Source organism: Pseudarthrobacter sp. fls2-241-R2A-127 (assembly GCF_030209355.1).
Classification (GTDB): Bacteria; Actinomycetota; Actinomycetes; order Actinomycetales; family Micrococcaceae; genus Arthrobacter.
Map to the genome: position 1 here is coordinate 20,440 of NZ_JARVSF010000015.1, position 18,624 is coordinate 39,063.

An 18,624-nucleotide genomic window follows, 5' to 3' on the forward strand; every position below is an offset into this window, starting at 1 on the left:
CCAAACCGGTTAAGTGTCGCTGGTGCAAGTTCGTCTACTCCTGCGACAGCTTCTCCTGGCGGCAGACCGGCGTCTGCAGGACCGACGCCTTCAATCAGTGCTTCATTTACAATCCGCCAGGTACCTGCGGCAATCCGCTTCGACTGGCCCAACGCGATGGGGCCGCCATGGGCGCGCTCCTTTGCGTGCCACGCCCTCGAGGGTAAGGGCGCTCCTCGACCAACTTCTGCAAGCGTTAATGCACTGAAGTTGCAGAACCAAACTCGGCTGTCCTTTTGCCAGTGAGGCCGCACCCCGAAAAGAGCCGCAACCTTCTGAGCAAGTCGAACAGAGATGATCTGACTTCTAGTTCCAGCGCGCTCAGGAACAACAACGGGCATCAAGAACTCCATGAGGCCACTTTCTTTGCAGGGGCGTAACTAGTGAAGCGTTTCACATCAGCGTAAGAACAGCAATAGAAACTCTTAGCAGATGAATAAAATCTTTTTGCATGATTTTTCTATAGACAGCTATAAGAAACTATGCGAACCTGTTTCCACGCCGAGCGAGGAACACGGCAACCACACAACAACTAGGGAGGCTCCAAAATGAACACCAACCTCAAGGGCAAGGCGGCTCCGACGGGCGAAAGCGTTGAATTGGGCACGGGCAGCCGGCCTTCTCGTCCAGAAGGAAGGTCCAGCTCCTCTGGCCCTTCCCGAGTGCGCCGACTGACCGCAGTCATCCCGGCCCTTGCGATCGCATCGGCTTTCGCATTCGGTTCCGTCCCCGCAGCTTCGGCCGCAGTCCCCGCTACCGCTTCGCTGGCTGCACTCCACAGCACTTCGGCTGCAGCAAACGTGGCAGCTATCTCTCCCGTTACCGCGTCCGCTCCGGCAAAGGTTGCCCCAGCGGCCAGGGTAACGACGTCTGCATGGACCTACACGGCCTCGAAGACAGCAGCCTTTGCCCGCTGCATCTTCCTTGTCGGAGTACCCATTGGAGTCGCATGGGAAGTTGCTTTCAACCCGGCCGTTTGGTCCTGGGTGGCTAAAGGCGGAGCGCTTCCCGCTTCCGTAGGAGGAACTGCCGCCCGGTATCTCGGCTGGATCAAGAGCAGCTGCGGATACGCCCTGCGGTAACCAACCAGGGTCGCGGGTCGGCGTGGACACGCGGGCCTGCGGACCTAACGGACCTAACCAACGCTAGGCAAGCATGACGCAACGGGGCCCTCCAGAAGTCACTTCTGGAGGGCCCTCGTTGCGTCCGTGAGCGGATACTTCCCAACTGTCAGGCTTGGGTCTCTGAAGTCCACCAGGGGATGCCTAAAATGCAAGTTTCGGAGCCTATTCTGACGCTGCTGAGCTTTTTCCCTGACGTCAGGTTGGGGTGTGGCTCACCCTGATTTGTCTGGTAGACGGTGGAGGCTCGCGCCCTGTCGCTAGTGTTCTTCTTTTACGACTTTGAGGTGAATCCATGTCTCGACGTGAATAACTTCAGGTATCGCCCGGACTTGGTCAACGGTGCGGAGTGCTGAGCTTGCGTCCGTTCCGTGAACGGTGGCGATGATGTCGTGCTGGCCGATGCTGGAGGCCAAGAAGGTAAAGCCCGGGATGGCCTCGAGTGATTTGACTAGTTCCGCAGCTGTCCCTTGGATGCGCAGTCCAAGCCCCATGCGGGTCACTCGTTCTTGGGAGGCGGGCCGCCAAGTGAGTCCGATTTTTACGATTCCGCTGTCCAAGAGACGCAGGACGCGGGTTCTTGCGGTTCCGGTTGATATTCCAAGGACAGAGGCCATGGTTGTGTAGCTAGCACGGCCGTCCTGGCGCAGAATCTCGATGAGAGCTAGATCAAGTCTGTCGAGGACGAGGTCCTTGATTTGAGCCGGATGCAGGATGTCAATGAGGAGATCGGTATAGATGCTGGTGCGCATGTAGGTCACTCCGGGAATGTTACGGATGTCCTCGATGCATGCCTGAAGTTCCTCATGGTTTTGGGCCCTGACTTCTGCTATCAGAGACATGATCCCGGCAGTGATGGAAACGAAGAGAACACGGTGATCCTGCGCGATTTTTTCGGCAAGCCCCTGAACCGGGGTCGCAGCGTCAATCGAAACGTGGGCCATGACAGGCAGCCCCACGACGGCGGGGTGTGCCAATCCGATCACTCTGACACCGGACTCAGTCAAGAGCGTGGTCATTCGACGAGAGGCCGAGATGCGGGTAAGGCCGACTTTGTCGGCAAGCTCTGTCACGGTGATGCGGCCGTTGGCGAGCAGTTCCTGCAGTATCTGCTCGTCGAGCTCATCCATATGTCATCCTTCCCGGATTCGTTACGAGAAATTTTCTGTGCCCTTAGGTCCTACAGATTTATAAAAGAAAGCCGTCGTTCTAGCCGATTGTCATCATTTTACGTAGTGAGCGTTTACATATCTGCTTTCACACACTTAGAGGCTGACATTCCGAAATTTATTGCGTCTTAGCATGTGAGGAGCGCCACACCCGTGGGCTGGTCGACGAGAAGGATTGTCATGAAGAAATTTGTCTTTGGTTCCGTAGCTGCTGCCGCAGTGGTGGCGCTGACCGCATGTTCAGGGGGAGCCGGCGCTTCCTCATCGGAAAGTGCCTCTGGCCCCAATGGTTTGCTGAAATCCGGTGAGCTCAGTGTATGTATGACGCCGCAGTACAAGCCCATGGAGTTCTATAAGGACGGCAACACGGGGACCCAGCCCATCGGTTTTGATGCCGACGCGGCGGTTGCACTAGCGGACTCGTGGGGTGTGAAGGCCCGCTTCTCTGACGTGGCTTTCGACGGGCTGATGCCGGCGCTTCAGGCTGGGCGCTGCGATGTGGTGTGGTCGGGCCTATATGTCAATGAAGCCCGCCAGCAGGTCGCCGACGCCGTGCCGTACCTGAAAACCGGATCGGTGATCATCGCCCCAAAGGACTCGAACATCAAGAGCGCTGAGGACTTGGCGGGAAAGACAGTAGCTGTACTTGCCGGAGGCGCGTATGAGTCCAATTTGAAGGAACTGTCAACGGCGCTGAAGAGCAAAGGCCTTCCTGATCTGATCCAGCAGTCATACCCGCAGAACACCCAGACCTCTGCGGCGGTGACGAACGGCAAGGCTGACGCCTTGATCGATACCGACGTCTCTGTTGGTGAGATCGTTGAGAAGACAGGCGGGAACTTGCAGCCGGTCCCTGGAATCTTCGAGGCCGACGCTGTATTCGGCGTTTACGTCAAGAAAGGTTCACCCCTGACCGCGGAGGTCCGTGACGGACTGAAGAAACTCGCCACCGAGGGAAAACTGGCCGAGATCGCCAAGAACTACGCGTTGGACGCCAGCCGGCTGACTGATTCGGCGAAGTAATGGATTTTGATCAGAGCATCTTCCTGCAGGCCCTGACTTCCAAAGAATTCCTATCGGGGGCGGTGCTTTCCCTTGAATTGGCTGCCGTTTCCCAAGTGGCCGCTACGCTGATAGGCCTCTTTGTTGCCCTGGCAGGCATATCGAAGAGCAAGACTCTTCGTAGCTTGGCCTGGGCTTATGTATGGTTCTTCCGTTCCGTGCCAACACTGCTGCTGCTCCTCATTGTCTGGAACGCAGCACCGCAGATAATTCCCGCGCTCCGGGACAACTGGTACTCACCCTTCCTTGCCGGGTTTGTTGGTCTCTCAGTCGTCGAAGGCGCTTTCATGGCAGAAATTCTCCGTTCAGCCCTGCTGAGCGTAGACAGCGGACAGAAACTCGCCGCCCGGGCCTTGGGGCTGACCCCCGCGCAAACCTTCCTTCGGGTCGAACTGCCACAAGCCATCAAGGTCGCCCTGCCTCCCACGGGCAACGAGTTCATCGGAATGATCAAATACACGTCGCTGGCCTCTGTGATCTCACTGCAAGAGCTGATGACAACAGCCCAGGTCCAGGTAGCGACCACCTTCCGATATGCCGAATTTTATACGGCCGCGCTCGTCTATTACCTGGTCATTGTCAGCGCCGTCATGGTGCTCCAGCACCAGGTCGAAAAGCGATACCGGTGGGTTTCCCTACCCGCCAAAACCCGGCCCCGCGTCGAGCGCGTCCCCGCAACCCTGAAGGGACTCTGATGTCCGAGACCACCACAACTCCTCGTCAAACCGTAAAGACCGTGCTCGAAGTGAGGAACCTCCACAAAACGTACGGGAATCAAGAAGTCCTAAAAGGTGTCGATTTCACCGTGGGCTCGGGTGAAGTCAAAGTAGTCCTTGGCCGGTCCGGATCAGGGAAATCAACGATGCTGCGTCTGATGGCCCTGCTGGAACCCCTCGACGCCGGAGAGGTTATTTTCAAGGGCAAAAGGATCGGCGTCGACGCCAACAACCGGCCCGTACGCGAACGTGCCCTGGCCCGCCAGCGTTCCGAGATCGGCATGGTCTTTCAGCGCTTCAACCTCTTCTCCCACCTCACCGTCATGCAAAACGTCACCTTGGCCCAACGCCTGACCAGGAAAGCCGGCGCTGCCGAGGCCAAAGCCCGGGCAGCTGAAATGCTCGACCGCGTCGGGCTCGGTTCCCACCTTCACCACTTTCCCAGCGAGCTTTCCGGCGGCCAGCAACAACGGGTCGCCATCGCCCGGGCACTGGTCCTGAACCCCTCCGTGATGCTCTTCGATGAACCGACCTCGGCGTTGGACCCCGAGCTGGTCAACGACGTGCTGGCCGTCATGGAACAACTTGCGGCAGATGGCATGACGATGGTCGTGGTCACCCACGAAATGGGTTTCGCTCGGCGAGTCGGGACGGACGTCGCCCTTTTCGACCAGGGCGTGCTCGTTGAACAGGCACCGCCGGAGGAGTTCTTTACCAACCCCCAGCAGGAACGCACCCGCAACTTCCTGAGGCACATACATTGAGCGCACCCGCCCCCCAACAAGCCGCACCCCGCACATCCCTGCAGTGGTATGCCATTGAACAAGTCCTCCCAGGACTGACAAAGATTACCGAACCCCATGTCCATCCGATGCTCCGATCGAACATCTGGTGGCTTCAGGGCCAGGACCGGGACGTGGTCATCGACGCGGGCCTCGGCATCGTCCCCTTGCACCGCGAGATTCCCCAAATGTTCGAACGGGATCCACTCCTGATCATCACCCATACCCACCTGGACCACGTCGGAGGAGCACATGAGTTTAAAGACATCGCAGTCCACGATGAGGAAGCCCACATCCTCATAACACCGGGACCCGTCTCGCTGGACACCCACACCTTGTACGGCATCCTCGGTATAGACGTTCTACCGAACGAAGAGCCCTCAATGCTCCGCCGCGTCCCGAACCCTGGATACGACCCAACCCAATACGGGCTGGTGCCGGCCACCCCAACACGACGACTCAAAGACGGAGATGAGATCACTACTTTGGGAACCCCCATGGAGGTCCTCGCAACCCCAGGACATTCCCCCGGAAGCATCTGTCTGTACGATCACCAGCGCCGATGGCTCTTCACCGGAGACACCATTTACCAGGGCCAACTCCTTGACACAATCCACGGAGCTGACCAAGCCGATTACCGGCGCACCATGAACCTTTTATCACGCCTCGAAGTAAGTGCGGTCTTCCCAGGACACGGACCCGGTCTGGGTCCCGGCTCGTTGAAAACCATCGCGGATAACTACCTCTCCCGCTCGTAGCAGTAAGGAAAACATGCTGCTGCTGACACTTCCCAATCCACACCCCCGGCCCCCTGCCGTTTGACCTATGAAGAGTGGACGGACCTGAAGCCCGGAAACAGGGTCAGAGTACAACGGCCGCGAGAAGTGCCCCGCGAAGGCGCGATAGACCTCTGCACACAACGCGTCCTATTTCTGGGGCTGGCTGGACGAGGGCAGAGGCCGCGTGCTACGTCACGGATGCCGCCGGGTCGCAGGATCCTTACTGGAAACCTACCGGCCGCCTGGTCAGGATCGACAGGGACACCGCTGAAGGGATCGTTCTTGCCGGAGACTTGCCGGCGCCGAACGCTATTGCCTTCACCGCCGCTTATGACGGGCTAGGGGTGAGCCACAATACCGGCAATCAGATTGACTACCTGAGCCTCAGCGCTGACGGCCGAAAGGTGCAGACAGCTCATCCTGCCGTACATGTAAGCGCAGGCGTCGGCCAAGTGGATTCCTTGGCCGTCGACGCAGCAGGGAACACGTACGTCGGGCTGCACAACCGGGCGACTGTCCTCGTCTATCGGCCCGATGGCGAACTGACTGCCACCATCGCCGCACCTGGGAAGGACGGCGTTTCATCAGCAACCAACATCGCCATCAGGCCAGATACCACGGAAGGTTATATGACCGTCAGTGGCAAGGATGGAGGATTCATATACGGCTTCACGGCCCTCGCCGATGGAGTGCGGCAATCCAACGGTGGATAGAAGGCCCGATGGAGCGTAAGGGCACCAGGATCTCATCTTGTTCCGGCATCGGCTGCGGCAGGCAAGAGCAGCTTAGCCATGTCGTCGCACTCCGCGTCCGTTAAAGGCACGGGATGCGTTTGCGTCCACATAACGGCGCCAAAGAAAGCGAGCTGGGCTATGAGGTCACGCTGCTCCGGTTCGATCTCGGCCCGCTCGACTGCGCGAGTGAGCACGGCGTGGAAGGGGGCGAGGGCTCTGTGCAGCGCCGCTGACATCAAATCCTGCAGCTCGGCGGACGTGGATCTTGCCGCCTCCGTGAAGGCCTGACCCTCGGGCAGCTCTGCATTGTCGCGCACAGTTTGTAACAGCACGGACAAATCATGACAGCTCGAGCCGGTGTCAGGAACAACGTCATAGCGGGCCAGGAGTGGCTCCAGGACGGCAGCCAGCAAGGCCGCCCGCGTAGGCCAACGCCGGTATACCGTCGTGCGGTTTACGCCTGCAAGCTTGGCTACGGCCTCAATCGTGAGGCCGGCATAACCTCCCCGTGACAGTTCCGCGGTGGTAGCACTTAGAACGGCATCAACTACCTGCGAACTGCGCGCACCTTTCTGGACTCCCCGTGTTCTGCGCATTGAATCGGCCATGGAACAGCATTCTATTGACCTTTAGAAAAGGCAACAGTATGTTGCCTTTAGGCAATGGAGCCCCGTCGTCCGGGAGCCCGGCGCCCTCCATAACCAACGAGGAGCATGATGAGCACACAAAACGTTGATTTCGCCGAGACGATGGGCTTCGACCGACTGCCGACGCACATTGTCGAAAAGCGGGTCACCGACCTGATGGATCTCACAGGAAAAAAGGCAGTAGTCACCGGAGCAGGGGGAGGCGGTCTGGGCCAGGCCATCGCCAACCGGCTTGCCGGCCTGGGGGCCGACGTCGCTGTCATTGATTTGAATAAGGACGGCGCCGTCGCTAACGCAGAGACCATCGAACGCCGATGGGGCACGCGAGCCATCCCGTTCCAGGCAGACCTGTCCGATTGGGATCAGGTGCATTCTGTTGTCTCGGAAAGCACGCAGGCTCTCGGGGGCCTGGACATCATGATCAATAACCCCGTTCAGGTGGTCTCCGACAGGTTCGAAAACCACACCAAGGCGGACATCGACTACACAGTCCACGGGAGCTTGACGATGCTGATTTACGGCGCACATGCCGCGGTCGAGCACTTCCTGCCCCAGGGCCACGGCCGCATTATCAACATCGCGTCTGTTGGTGGACGGATACAGCACCGCGGACTTACCGTCTACAACGCGGCAAAGTCGGGTGTTATTGGCTTCACCCGCAATCTTGCCCATGAGTTCGCCTCACGGGGGATCAATGTCCTGGGGGTAGCTCCCGGGCTCATGATCAACCCCCTCCTGAGGGACATCCTGGCCAATGCCTCCGACGAGCAGGCTCTGGCCGCGAAAGGTTCGATGCTGGAAGCGGTTGACCGCTATATCCAGCTCGGTCGGGTATCCATCCCGGAAGAGGTTGCGAACATGGTCGCCTACCTCAGCACAGAGGCCGCTGACTATATGTGCGGCCAGACAATCGATGTAGCGGGCGGGCAGTGGATGGGGTGACGCCCCCAGGCCCACTCCATAGGGGGTGTGAGGTCAGCAGGAGGTCACCATCCTCCTGCTGACCTCACGGTTCAGGGAGCAGGGCAGCCTTCGATGCTGGGACGCCCGCCCACCCCTCGATGCACAGCTGGCAGGCGCCCGCTTCCTCTAGAAAGCACAACTCAATTCCCGGAACCTTCTCAATGATGCGCCTGTACTGAGCACCGTCCTGCATGAGCCACAGGATCTTTCCGTCGGCAGTTATCGCCTCGACCTGGCCACGGTCAACCTGCACACCGTTTCGATATATTGCGACGTGCCGTCCTGCGGCCGCCGTCCAATCGTCGACTGCGGACGGCACCGTCCGATCAGAAAAGCCTGCGGCGTGAATGCTCATATGAAGGCCTTTACGAAACCGGGGGGGTAGGTGGCAGGAGAGTGCGGCGGGTGGAGCATGCGTGCCCTGAGCTGCACGTTTCAACACAGGGCCGATAGCGCCGGGGCGAGGTTAGCGTCTTCGCGCCTACGAGGGCCGCCTTCCGGGGCTGCCCGAAGGCGCAAGTCCTGTTCCAGCACGATCCCGCGCTGGACGTCACTGGAGAATTGGACGGTGAACGTCCTGTGGTCGTGGCGGGTCACCAGGATCCCGTCCCGGGCGTTCGAGTTTTGCCTGGACATGAGTTCGGCGACGGCGGAGTCCAACGCCTCCTCCAGCTGCCTGCGGCTGTCTATGGTCAGCCGCAGGCGGCCAATTCCATTGCTAGGTACTTCCATGTCAACTTTTCCTTTTAGCGGTTGGGCAAATGCAGGGGCACCGCGTTGATAGCAGGACGGCCACGGCGTCCTTGCGTGGGAACTTGTTATTCCAAGGGCAGGGGAGCTCGGGGCTACGGGCTTCAGAGTGTGGCGGCTTCCCGGCTTGGGCCAGCGGTGCGGAGGCCACGCTTGGCATTCGCCGTGCCTCAACAATCGGTCTCACATTTCGAGATCTTGCAGGCTGGTAAGGCCTCAGGGACTCAGGTAGAGTCTGTGAGACCTCTCTTTTCGGGATTTTTTCCCGGCGTGGTAAAAAAGATATGCGGGGATACCCGTAAGGTCAAGTCACTGCTCCAGGCCGGCCCTTCGCGAGCAGAAGTGGACTAAGGCGAGTGCGGTCGGACGCGAAAAGGAGTGGCTATGACAAGCGTGGAGAGCGTGAAGCCACGCCGGGGCCGGCCGCGGCGGGTTGATCGCGAACGAATCATCGAGGCCGCCAAGGTACTTGACCCAGCAACTTTGACAATGCAGGCCCTCGCTGAGGAGATTGGCGTGGACCGGAAGACTCTGCATTACCACGTAGACAACCGCGACTCGCTGCTGCGGATGGTTGCTGCCGATGCATTCCGTGAGGCAGTTGCGGCCCACGATTTCACTCCCGAGAAGGACTGGAGGAAGGCCATACGCGCATTTGCCCATATCACCAGGGATGCCGTCATGGCTGCCGGTGCATGGGCAAGTTATGTCGGCTACGAAACCGAGGCCGATCTTGAGGCTATCCGACCGGCCGAGGCGGCTGCGGAGGCGCTCGTTGCCGCGGGTCTGGCCGAAGCTGAAGCCGGACGGTTGATCGCAATGCTGGCAGGCCTTGCCTTCACGTCCGCCACGGACCGCTCCATCCCAAAAACCGCTGGCCGACACCCTCAGGAACCCGTCCTTGAACACCTGCTTGAGAAGGCCCCGCAAGAGGAGTTCACACTTCTCCGCAAGCTGGTTGGAGGCCGGTCAACGGAACTCGGCACCGAAGAGCAGTTTGCCTTCAATCTCGACATTGTGACTCTTGGCGTGGAGCGCCTGCTCGAACGGCCGTGAGGCGGAGCTTCGTCACGATTTGCACCATTAGGGTCAACGGCGCACCACTTAGGCACCTCCCTCGGGTGACAGGCCGGGAGGGACTGCCACAGCTGCATGCCGGTTGACTGCTGGTTCCACGCGTGACTTTTGTCGACCTCCGCCTTCTCCTGACTGCGCCAGCGCTGCGGGGTTCTCCAAGGTCAAGTCCGTTTCCTGCCCGCGCTCCCTCCGGTCACCCCATCGTGCATCGCTGGACATGTCGGCCCCTTCGCCGACCCAAGCACTGCTTCTGGCCGCCCGGCCCAACTGCCAGGCCAAGCTCCCGCCATGCGATGCCGCAAGCTGACTTTGGCGTGCGACTTGACTCACGCTGCTGGGCCATCTAGGGTTTTTCCCACCCCGGGAAAAAACGGGCGCCGCAGTGGGAACACCAGCGGCCTGCTTCAACGGTGAAGGACAACCGTGGCGAGGACAGCCTGCAGACCCACGGGTCTGCACCGCAGACCAGCTTTGTTCCGGCGTCGTCAGGCACACCAGTAAAGCGTTGAGGGACTGACCCCCCTCTTGCCACGCCCGCGGTGTCGCGGGCTGGCGGAATAGGAGACCCAGTGAAAAACCAAGTACTGTCCACCCCTGATGTGGCGGTTCCCGTCGCAGACCAGGTCGAAGACCTCATCTCGCGCATGACCCTGGAGCAAAAGGTCGCCCAGCTCCAGTGCACCATCCCCATCACAGGCCACCTCGACAGAGGCTTGGCCAAGTTCCCCAACGGTCTGGGCGCTTCGGGAAGCATCAGCACCGGGGTATCCATCGAGGCCGACGCCGACCACTACGACCAGGTCCAGGACGCCGTGATGGCCAAAACCGACCTGTCCGTGCCGCCGTTGCTCCATGGCGAGGCTGTCTCAGGCTGGACGGGACTTGGAGGGACAGTATTTCCCTCGGCGATCGGGCTGGGGGCCACGTGGCAACCGGACACGGTCGAAGGCATGACCGACATCGTCCGTGAGCAGATGCTCTCCGTTGGGGTGCGACAGGCACTGTCCCCCATCATGGACGTCGCCCGGGATCCCCGCTGGGGCCGCGTAGGCGAGACCTACGGCGAGGACCCCACGTTGTGCGCTGCCATGAGCGTTGCCTTCGTGAAGGGCCTGCAGGGGCAGAACCTTGCCGACGGCGTGGCCGCCACCGGAAAGCACTTTCTCGGCTTCGGCCTCGGGGAAGGCGGTCTGAACATGACATCCAACCCGATTTCCCCGCGCGAGCTACGCGAGGTCTACGCCAAGCCGTTTCAGGCTGCCATCACCGAGGCCAACCTCGCTGGCATCATGAATTCCTACGGCACCATCGATGGTGAACTCATTATCGCCTCAAGGCACATCCTCGATGATCTGCTGCGCGAAGAAATGGGCTTCGAAGGCCTGGTCGTTTCCGACTACATGTCCATCAACCTCGCCGTCGACCTGAACGTCGGAGCAGACCCCACCGACGGTGGCATTAAGGCACTCAAAGCCGGGCTCGATGTTGAATTGCCCACGCCCTACGGCTTCACTGACGGCTTGGTCGAGGCAGTCAGGCGCGGAGAGCTCGAAGGGCGTTTCATCGACCGCGCGGTACGCCGCATGCTGACCCTTAAAGCTAAGCTCGGCCTCCTTGAAGACAACGCAGCACGCAAAGAAATGATCGCAGCCGCCTACGAGCCGGAATCCACCAAGGCACACAGCCTGAAGGCGGCGCGCGAATCGATCGTTCTGCTGAAAAATGAAGGGCTTCTTCCGCTAAGCAAGGCTACGAAGAAGATCGCCGTCATCGGCCCCCACGCCAACTCTTTGCGGCTGTTCTTCGGCTGCTACACCTACCCGGCTTCAATCGATCTGGCAATGAGCGGGACCATGTCGGAAATGGCGGGAATGCTCGACCTTCCTGAATTGACCGCCTCATATGAACAGCCCCCGCTGGCGCCGCTCTTTGAGGGCAGCGACGTCCGCTCGGAGCCCGCAGCGGTCGAGCAGGCGCTTCAAGGTGCGCTGGGGCACAAAACCCCGACCATCGTTGCCTCCATCCAGGACAAGTGCCCCGAAGCCGAAGTCGTGTACGAAAAGGGCTGCGACATTGCCGGCACCAACCGCACGGGTTTCGATGCTGCTGTTGCCGCCGCCAAGGAGGCGGACGTTGTCATTCTGACCCTCGGCGGTAAGTACGGCTGGGGCAGTTCCTGCACCTCCGGGGAAGGCATCGACACGGCCAACGTCGGCCTTCCCGGGATCCAGGAAGAACTTGCCCAGCGCATCTTCGAGACCGGCACACCCGCTGTCATGGTGCACATGGACGCCAAGCCGCTCTCCAGCGTCTACGTCGCCGAACACTTCCCGGCCATCATCGAAAACTGGTTCCCGGGTGAAACCGGAGGCCAGGCACTGGCTGACGTACTTTTCGGCGACTACAACCCTGCGGGACGTCTGCCGATGACGGCGGTCAGGGACGCCGGCCAGATCCCCCTTTACGCAGCCCACCGCCGCAGCAACAGCTTCAGCAGCGCCGGGACCATGATCATGAACCGGTACGTGGACGGTTCCAAGGTCCCCCTGTTCCACTTCGGGGAGGGAAAGAGCTACACCACCTTTGAGTACTCCAACCTCAACCTGACCCCGACGGTTACAGCCGACGGCGCGGTGCAGCTGTCCTGCGATATCACCAACACCGGGCAGCAGGACGGCGAAGAGGTCGTCCAGGTGTACGTCCGTGACGAGCTGTCCAGCATGGTCCGTCCGGTGCAGGAACTGGCAGGCTTCAACCGGGTGTTCGTCAAAGCCGGGGAAACAAAAACCGTTCACTTTTCGATGCGGGCTGACCAGTTCGCCTTCCTTGACGTCGACATGCGCTGGGTTGTTGAAGCCGGCCAGATGACCGTCAACGTCGGGGCTTCCTCAGCTGATATCCGCTTGACGGGATCGTTCGACATCGAGAACTCCGCCGTCATTGATGGAAAAAACCGCGGCTTCTACGCCACAACCACCGTCTCCTGACTCCACACTGTGCGGGACACGCCGGGCAGGACGCCCGCGTGTCCCGCACTCGTCCGCCCGCCACCACAAGACCGGGGGCAGATAAGAAACCCAAGGACTAAACATGCCAACAACAGCAACCCAAACGGAAACATTCAATGAGGCCGTCGCACGCATCCGCAACGGCGGCCACCTGTCGGAAGAGGCTGACCAGCTTCTGGGACAACTGACGCAGGACGAGAAACTATGGCTCCTCGACGGCGACGCCGAGTTCTGGTCCGGCATGGCAGAGATGAGCGCGGGATATAACCGCAGGCCCATTGTCATGGGCGAAATCGCCCGGCTCGGAATCCCCGGGCTGCGGTTCAGCGATGGCCCCCGCGGCGTCGTGATGGGCGAGTCCACCGCTTTTCCCGTTTCCATGGCCCGCGGAGCGACCTGGGACCCGGAGCTGGAGGAGGAAATCGGCACCGCCATCGGCCGGGAAATGCGCGCACAGGGCGCCAACTTCTTCGGCGGGGTTTGCATCAACCTTCCCCGCCACCCAGCCTGGGGCCGGGCGCAGGAAACCTATGGTGAAGACCCTTACCTGTTGGGTGAATTCGGCGCCGCCCTCGTCCGGGGTATCCACCCGAACGCGATGGCCATTGCCAAGCACTATGCCCTGAACTCGATGGAGAACGCCCGCTTCAAGGTCGATGTCAAGGCCGATGACGCGACACTGCACGAGGTCTTCCTTCCGCACTTCCGCCGGGTCGTCGAAGAAGGCGTCGACGGCATCATGACCTCCTACAACTCCGTGAACGGCGAATGGGCCGGCCAAAACGAAACCCTCATGGAGGACATCCTCCGGCGCCAGTGGGGCTTCGAAGGCGTGACCCTGTCCGACTTCGTCTTCGGGCTCCGCGACGCCGCACTGTCGCTGCAGGCCGGCCTGGACGTCGAGGCGCCCATGCGTCAACAACGCGCCCACCGGCTGCCCGCAGACCTGGAATCCGGCCGCGTCACCTGGGACCAGGTGGACCGGGCAGCGCGACGCATCCTCCGTACCCAGCTCGCCCATTACGCGGCCAGGAACACCGAGGAACCTGGCCTCGACGTCATCCTCAGCGAGGAACACCGCGCCCTGGCCCGAAAAGTCGCCGCCACATCGATGGTGCTACTAAAGAACGAGCCCGTCGACGGAACACCCCTGCTGCCCCTGAAGGCAGACGAGATTGCGTCCGTGGCCCTGATCGGGCGGCTCACCAACCTGCCCAACACCGGGGACCAAGGATCCTCAAACGTCCGCTCGCCCGAGGTTGTGACTGCCCTGGACGGCATCAGAACTGCGCTCCCGGCAGCCAGCATCCTATCCGTTCTGGACGATGATGCCGACGCAGCCGCAGCAGCTGCAGCCCAAGCTGATATCGCCGTCGTTGTCGTCGGCTACACGGCTCAGGACGAAGGCGAGTTCATCGGTTCGGAAGGCATGTCTGACCCCGCCATCCTCGCCGTGTTCCCCCCCCTGCCCGAGGGTGTAGATCCGTCAGACCTGTCAGGAGCAGCCGGGGCCATGGGCACCGCCGAGGGCGGCGACCGCGCAAGCCTTCGGCTTCGCCCCATCGACGAGGCCATCATCAAGGCGACGGCACAGGCTAATCCGCGCACCATCGTCGTCGTCGTCACTGCCGGCGCTGTCATCACCGAGGCCTGGCGCTCACAGGTACCCACCCTGCTGATCGGCTGGTACAGCGGCGTGGAGGGAGGACACGCCCTTGCCGACGTACTGACCGGCACAGTGGATGCCAGCGGCCGCCTGCCTTACTCGATCCCCACCACAGAGGAGCACCTGCCGTACTTCGACCGTGATGCCAGCAGCATCACGTATGACCGCTGGTTCGGCCAGCGGCTGCTGGACCGCGACGGGCACCTCGCCGCTTTCCCCCTCGGCTACGGACTCTCCTACACAAGCTTCGAGACCACTGAACTGTCCGTGACTGGTGTATCCGGGGAGTCTTTGGCAGCCTCCGTCCGCGTTACCAACACCGGCAGCCGCGCCGGCCGTCCTGTCGTCCAGCTCTACGCCACGACCAAGGCGGAAGATTTCCCCACAAGGGTTCTGATCGGTTTCACGCCCGTCCACCTGGAACCAGGCCAAACCGCCACCGTCACGCTGGAAGGTTCCCTGCGCCCCCTGCAGCGCTGGGCAGACGGGGGTTTCTCCTGGGCCGCTGCCGAAGCGACCCTGGAAGCCGGCGCCTTCTCCGGCGACCCGAACGCTTCGACTGCTGCACTTCACCTGCCCTGACCAACCCGTCAACGACCGACGGAACAACGACACGCAAGGAAAACAACGATGCAGAAAACATCCTTTAATCACGGCTGGGGTGTCCGCCGCCAAACCAGCCCTTTCCTCGAGATCATGGGCCAGGCACAGGCGCCGGTTCCTGTCACGCTGCCCCACGACTGGCTGATTTCCCAGCCCCGCTCCGCCGACAACCAGCCGGGGGGCCTCACCGGATACTACGGCGAAGACGTCATCGAATACGTCAAGACCTTCCACGCGCCGGAGGGCTTCCGGGAAGGGCGGGTCGAGATCCAGTTCGACGGCGTCTACCGTGGGGCGATGATTTTCGTCAACGACGCCTTCGTCGGCCAGCGTCCGTACGGATACATCCCCTTCTCGGTCCGGATCGACCCCTACCTGCACGACGGCGACAACGAAATCCGGGTGGAGTGCCGCAACCACTTCGACGCCCGCTGGTACTCCGGCCTGGGAATTTACCGGGACACCCACCTGCTTGTCGGCCCGCCCCTCCACGTGGCACGGAACGGCGTCAAAATCCGCACCATCAGCGCCGACGCAGAAACAGCGGTCGTCGGGGTCATCACCGAGCTCCAAAACGACTCCAAAGAACTGCACACCGTCAAGGTCGTCACCGAACTCGTGGACAAGACCGGCACGATCGTTGCGGCCGAATCGGCTTCCCTTGCGGTACGCCCGCTGGAGTCCGCGCGGCTGCGCCAGCAGTTCACCGTAGATGCCCCTCAGCGCTGGAGCGTCGACTCCCCGTCGCTGTACACCTGCCGGACCCGTTTGGAACCCAGCAACAGCGCTGGCGAAACCGTTGAAACCAGCTTCGGTATCAGAACGCTGGAGTGGGACGTGCGGCACGGCATGCGAATCAACGGTGAAACAGTGAAATTGCGCGGCGGCTGCATCCACCACGACAATGGCTTGATTGGCGCTGCCACCATCGCCCGCGCGGAAGAACGCCGCGTTGAACTCCTCAAAGAGGCGGGCTACAACGCCATCCGCTCCGCCCACAACCCCATCAGCGCTGCAATGCTCGATGCCTGCGACAGGCTTGGCATGCTGGTCCTCGACGAGTTCACCGACGGCTGGACCTCCTCCGGACTCGGTTTCGGCTACGGCGTAGACATGAATGAATGGTGGCGCCGCGACCTCACAGAAATGCTGGAGCGGGACTACAACCACCCAAGCGTCATCATGTATTCCATCGGCAACGAGGTCTCCGATACCGGCAACACCTGGGGCGCCATCCACGGTCGGGACATGGTCGACTTCATCAAGACCCTCGATGACACCCGCCCCGTCACCAACGCCATCAACCCCATGATGACCGTCCTCCACGACCTCAAAGCCCAGGTTGGCCAGCAGGCCGACGATGCCGGCGGAGTCAACTCCTTCATGCGCGACTTCGGAGAACTGACAAAAGACCTGGTCGCATCCGACCTCGCCACAGAGCGGCTTGAAGAAGCGATGTCCCAGGTGGACGTCCCCGGCTACAACTACGCCTACGGCAGGTACGAGCTGGACATGAAACAGCACCCTCAGCGGCTGCTGGTCGGCACGGAAGGCCTGCCCAACAAACTCGATGAAGTATGGGACTACGTCAAACGCCACCCGCAGGTCATCGGAGAGTTCAGCTGGACTGCCTGGGAATACATCGGCGAAGCCGGCCTCGGGGCGGACAAGCCCGCCGAAGAAGCCTTCTTCGGGAACTACCCCTGGCGCCTGTCCATGACCGCCGACCACGGCGTCACCGGCCAGCGCCGTACGCTCTCCTACTGGCGTGAAGTGGTCTGGGGGTTGCGGACCACCCCGTACATCGCAGTCCACCGCCCCGACATCACCGACAAGGAAAGCCTCAAAGCCTCCCTCTACACCTGGAGTGACAGCGTCAGCAGCTGGACCTGGGGAGGCTACGAAGGCACCCCGATGACCATCGAGGTGTACTCCGACGCCGAGGAAATCGAACTGCTCCTCAACGGTCAGACCGTAGGCCGCGCCCCGGCCGGGGAGACAAACCGGTTCATGGCAGTTTTCGAGGTGGACTACCAGCCCGGTGAGCTCGTCGCTGTCGCCTACCGCAACGGTCAGGAGACAGCCCGCGAAGTTCTGCGGTCCGCTGCGGCCACTACCGGGCTGACAGCAACCCCGGACCGGACCGAAATCCGCGCCGACGACAACGACCTCGCTTTCGTGACCATCAGTATTGCCGACAATGCCGGCATCATTGATGTTCTGAACAATACGGCAGTGACAGTGACAGTCAGCGGCAACGGCGTCCTCCAGGGTCTTGGCAGTGCCGATCCAAAATCAGAAGACGACTACGCGTCATCGGTCTGCACAACCTTCCTCGGTCAGGCGCTTGCCGTCATCCGCCCGACCGGTCCCGGAGAGATCAAGGTCAGCATCGAGTCTGAAAAATTCGCGACGGTGGAAACAGTCATCAAGGCCATCTAAGCTGCAGCGGGCGGCATTGCCTGGGCCAGGGAAACAGGACCAGGCAGCGCCGCTAGCGTTGACGCACGGGAAGATCCGGGACCTTATGCCCTGGACTCCGCCACCCGCCTGCCAGGACCAGGGGTTCTGACCCAAAGCCTCAAACAAAAGGGCCTGGGATCCGGTACAGCCGGATCCCAGGCCCCTTGCACAATCAATATCTTCCTATTGGCTGCAGGGTTCTCCTCAGGCGCCGGCGGCTACAAGCTGGTCGTGCGTTTGGGGGTGGTGGCTCAAAAGGCCGCCATCGACAGAAATGATCTGGCCGGTGATGTAGGCAGCGGCGGGGGAGGCAAGGAATGTGACAACCTCGGCCAAGTGCTCCGGTGTGCCCAGATACGGGGTCAGGGTATGCCGGCCCAGAATCTCGAGTGCGTTGTCGGTAATTCCACCCTTGGCTGATGCGCTCAGTGTAAAGCCCGGGCACACGGCATTGCATCGGATTCCCTGTCGGCCGTACTGGGTTGCGGTGTAAATGGTGAGTGCATTGATTGCCGCTTTGCAGGCGCCGTAGGCCACCCGGGTGATGTCACCGCCAAGGGCGGACACGGAGGAAGTGTTGACAATCGCCCCTCCTCCGTTCTGCAGCATGAGCTTCACGGCGTGCTGGGAGGCAAGGGCATAACCCCGGACATTGATGTCGAACATTGCATCCCACACGTCGATCTCCAGATCGATAAGGGTGGTGTCTTTCGATAGAACGGCGGCGGCATTGTTGTGCAGGATATCGACCGTACCGTAGGCAGAAACCGCACGCTCAAACAAAGCCTTGATACTGCCCGGATCACTAAGGTCCAGACGCTGTGCGATCGCTTCGCCTCCTGCGGCGCCAATCTCTTCCGCCAACGCCTGCGCAGCATCTTCTTCGAGGTCCGCGACAACCACCTTTGCCCCCCTCCCGGCCATCATGCGCGCGGTGGCTCCACCAATGCCTACCCCAAGCTGCCGCAACGTCGCACCCGTAACGACGGCGACCTTGCCAGCAAGGTCCAAACCGGTGGTTGCTGCTGTATTCATCCAAAGCTCC

15 protein-coding genes are annotated in these 18,624 nt (G+C 61.1%); 10 read left to right on the forward strand and 5 right to left on the reverse strand.

The annotated features are described in order from the left end of the window. Positions 1 to 1,420 precede the first annotated feature (1,420 nt). Positions 1,421 to 2,290 carry an Lrp/AsnC family transcriptional regulator gene (locus QRN53_RS12300; protein ID WP_285244127.1) on the reverse strand — a complete coding sequence of 290 codons (870 nt, stop codon included), beginning with the start codon at positions 2,288 to 2,290 and terminating at the stop codon, positions 1,421 to 1,423. A gap of 219 nt (positions 2,291 to 2,509) precedes the next feature. Here QRN53_RS12300 and QRN53_RS12305 point away from each other — a divergent pair, with 219 nt between their 5' ends. The 5 genes from QRN53_RS12305 (at position 2,510) to QRN53_RS12325 (ending at position 6,381) form a co-directional block, all read left to right on the forward strand. Beyond that, positions 2,510 to 3,352, forward strand: a complete 843-nt coding sequence (locus QRN53_RS12305) for a transporter substrate-binding domain-containing protein (RefSeq protein ID WP_285244128.1) — start codon at positions 2,510 to 2,512, stop codon at positions 3,350 to 3,352. Further along, a complete protein-coding gene (locus QRN53_RS12310) occupies positions 3,352 to 4,086 on the forward strand; it encodes an amino acid ABC transporter permease (RefSeq protein WP_285244129.1) in 735 nt (244 codons plus the stop codon). The genes QRN53_RS12305 and QRN53_RS12310 overlap by 1 nt, the downstream gene beginning before the upstream one ends. Further along, a complete protein-coding gene (locus QRN53_RS12315) occupies positions 4,086 to 4,871 on the forward strand; it encodes an amino acid ABC transporter ATP-binding protein (RefSeq protein WP_285244130.1) in 786 nt (261 codons plus the stop codon). The genes QRN53_RS12310 and QRN53_RS12315 overlap by 1 nt, the downstream gene beginning before the upstream one ends. Positions 4,872 to 4,978: 107 nt before the next feature. Then, a complete protein-coding gene (locus QRN53_RS12320) occupies positions 4,979 to 5,647 on the forward strand; it encodes an MBL fold metallo-hydrolase (RefSeq protein WP_285244131.1) in 669 nt (222 codons plus the stop codon). 74 nt (positions 5,648 to 5,721) lie between these two features. After that, positions 5,722 to 6,381 carry an SMP-30/gluconolactonase/LRE family protein gene (locus tag QRN53_RS12325; RefSeq protein WP_285244132.1) on the forward strand — a complete coding sequence of 220 codons (660 nt, stop codon included), beginning with the start codon at positions 5,722 to 5,724 and terminating at the stop codon, positions 6,379 to 6,381. A 32-nt stretch (positions 6,382 to 6,413) separates the two neighbouring features. Here the strand turns inward: QRN53_RS12325 and QRN53_RS12330 are convergent, their stop codons facing one another. Then, positions 6,414 to 7,010, reverse strand: coding sequence for a TetR/AcrR family transcriptional regulator (locus QRN53_RS12330; protein ID WP_285244133.1), 597 nt, complete (start codon positions 7,008 to 7,010; stop codon positions 6,414 to 6,416). Between the two features lie 105 nt (positions 7,011 to 7,115). Between QRN53_RS12330 and QRN53_RS12335 the strand changes: the two genes are divergently transcribed. Further along, positions 7,116 to 7,991, forward strand: coding sequence for an SDR family NAD(P)-dependent oxidoreductase (locus tag QRN53_RS12335; protein ID WP_285244134.1), 876 nt, complete (start codon positions 7,116 to 7,118; stop codon positions 7,989 to 7,991). A 64-nt stretch (positions 7,992 to 8,055) separates the two neighbouring features. Here QRN53_RS12335 and QRN53_RS12340 read toward each other — a convergent pair whose 3' ends face one another. Both QRN53_RS12340 and QRN53_RS12345 read right to left on the reverse strand, forming a co-directional pair. Beyond that, on the reverse strand, positions 8,056 to 8,367 hold the full coding sequence (locus tag QRN53_RS12340; RefSeq protein WP_285244135.1) for a hypothetical protein: 312 nt from the start codon (positions 8,365 to 8,367) through the stop codon (positions 8,056 to 8,058). Between the two features lie 80 nt (positions 8,368 to 8,447). Beyond that, entirely contained in the window at positions 8,448 to 8,744 is a 297-nt protein-coding gene (locus QRN53_RS12345) for a hypothetical protein (protein ID WP_285244136.1), read from the reverse strand. Positions 8,745 to 9,146: 402 nt separating this feature from the next. Here QRN53_RS12345 and QRN53_RS12350 point away from each other — a divergent pair, with 402 nt between their 5' ends. From QRN53_RS12350 to QRN53_RS12365, 4 genes are all read left to right on the forward strand, one after another. Then, entirely contained in the window at positions 9,147 to 9,818 is a 672-nt protein-coding gene (locus QRN53_RS12350; protein ID WP_285244137.1) for a TetR/AcrR family transcriptional regulator, read from the forward strand. Positions 9,819 to 10,408: 590 nt separating this feature from the next. Continuing rightward, positions 10,409 to 12,826 carry a glycoside hydrolase family 3 N-terminal domain-containing protein gene (locus QRN53_RS12355; RefSeq protein WP_285244138.1) on the forward strand — a complete coding sequence of 806 codons (2,418 nt, stop codon included), beginning with the start codon at positions 10,409 to 10,411 and terminating at the stop codon, positions 12,824 to 12,826. A gap of 103 nt (positions 12,827 to 12,929) precedes the next feature. Then, the gene (locus tag QRN53_RS12360; protein WP_285244139.1) at positions 12,930 to 15,095 is read left to right on the forward strand and encodes a beta-glucosidase family protein; all 2,166 of its coding nucleotides are present in this window, start codon (positions 12,930 to 12,932) and stop codon (positions 15,093 to 15,095) included. Positions 15,096 to 15,143: 48 nt separating this feature from the next. Next, entirely contained in the window at positions 15,144 to 17,558 is a 2,415-nt protein-coding gene (locus QRN53_RS12365; protein ID WP_285244140.1) for a glycoside hydrolase family 2 TIM barrel-domain containing protein, read from the forward strand. A gap of 225 nt (positions 17,559 to 17,783) precedes the next feature. Here QRN53_RS12365 and QRN53_RS12370 read toward each other — a convergent pair whose 3' ends face one another. After that, complete coding sequence (locus QRN53_RS12370; RefSeq protein ID WP_285244141.1) at positions 17,784 to 18,614, reverse strand: SDR family NAD(P)-dependent oxidoreductase; 831 nt, start codon at positions 18,612 to 18,614, stop codon at positions 17,784 to 17,786. Between the last annotated feature and the right edge of the window lie 10 nt (positions 18,615 to 18,624).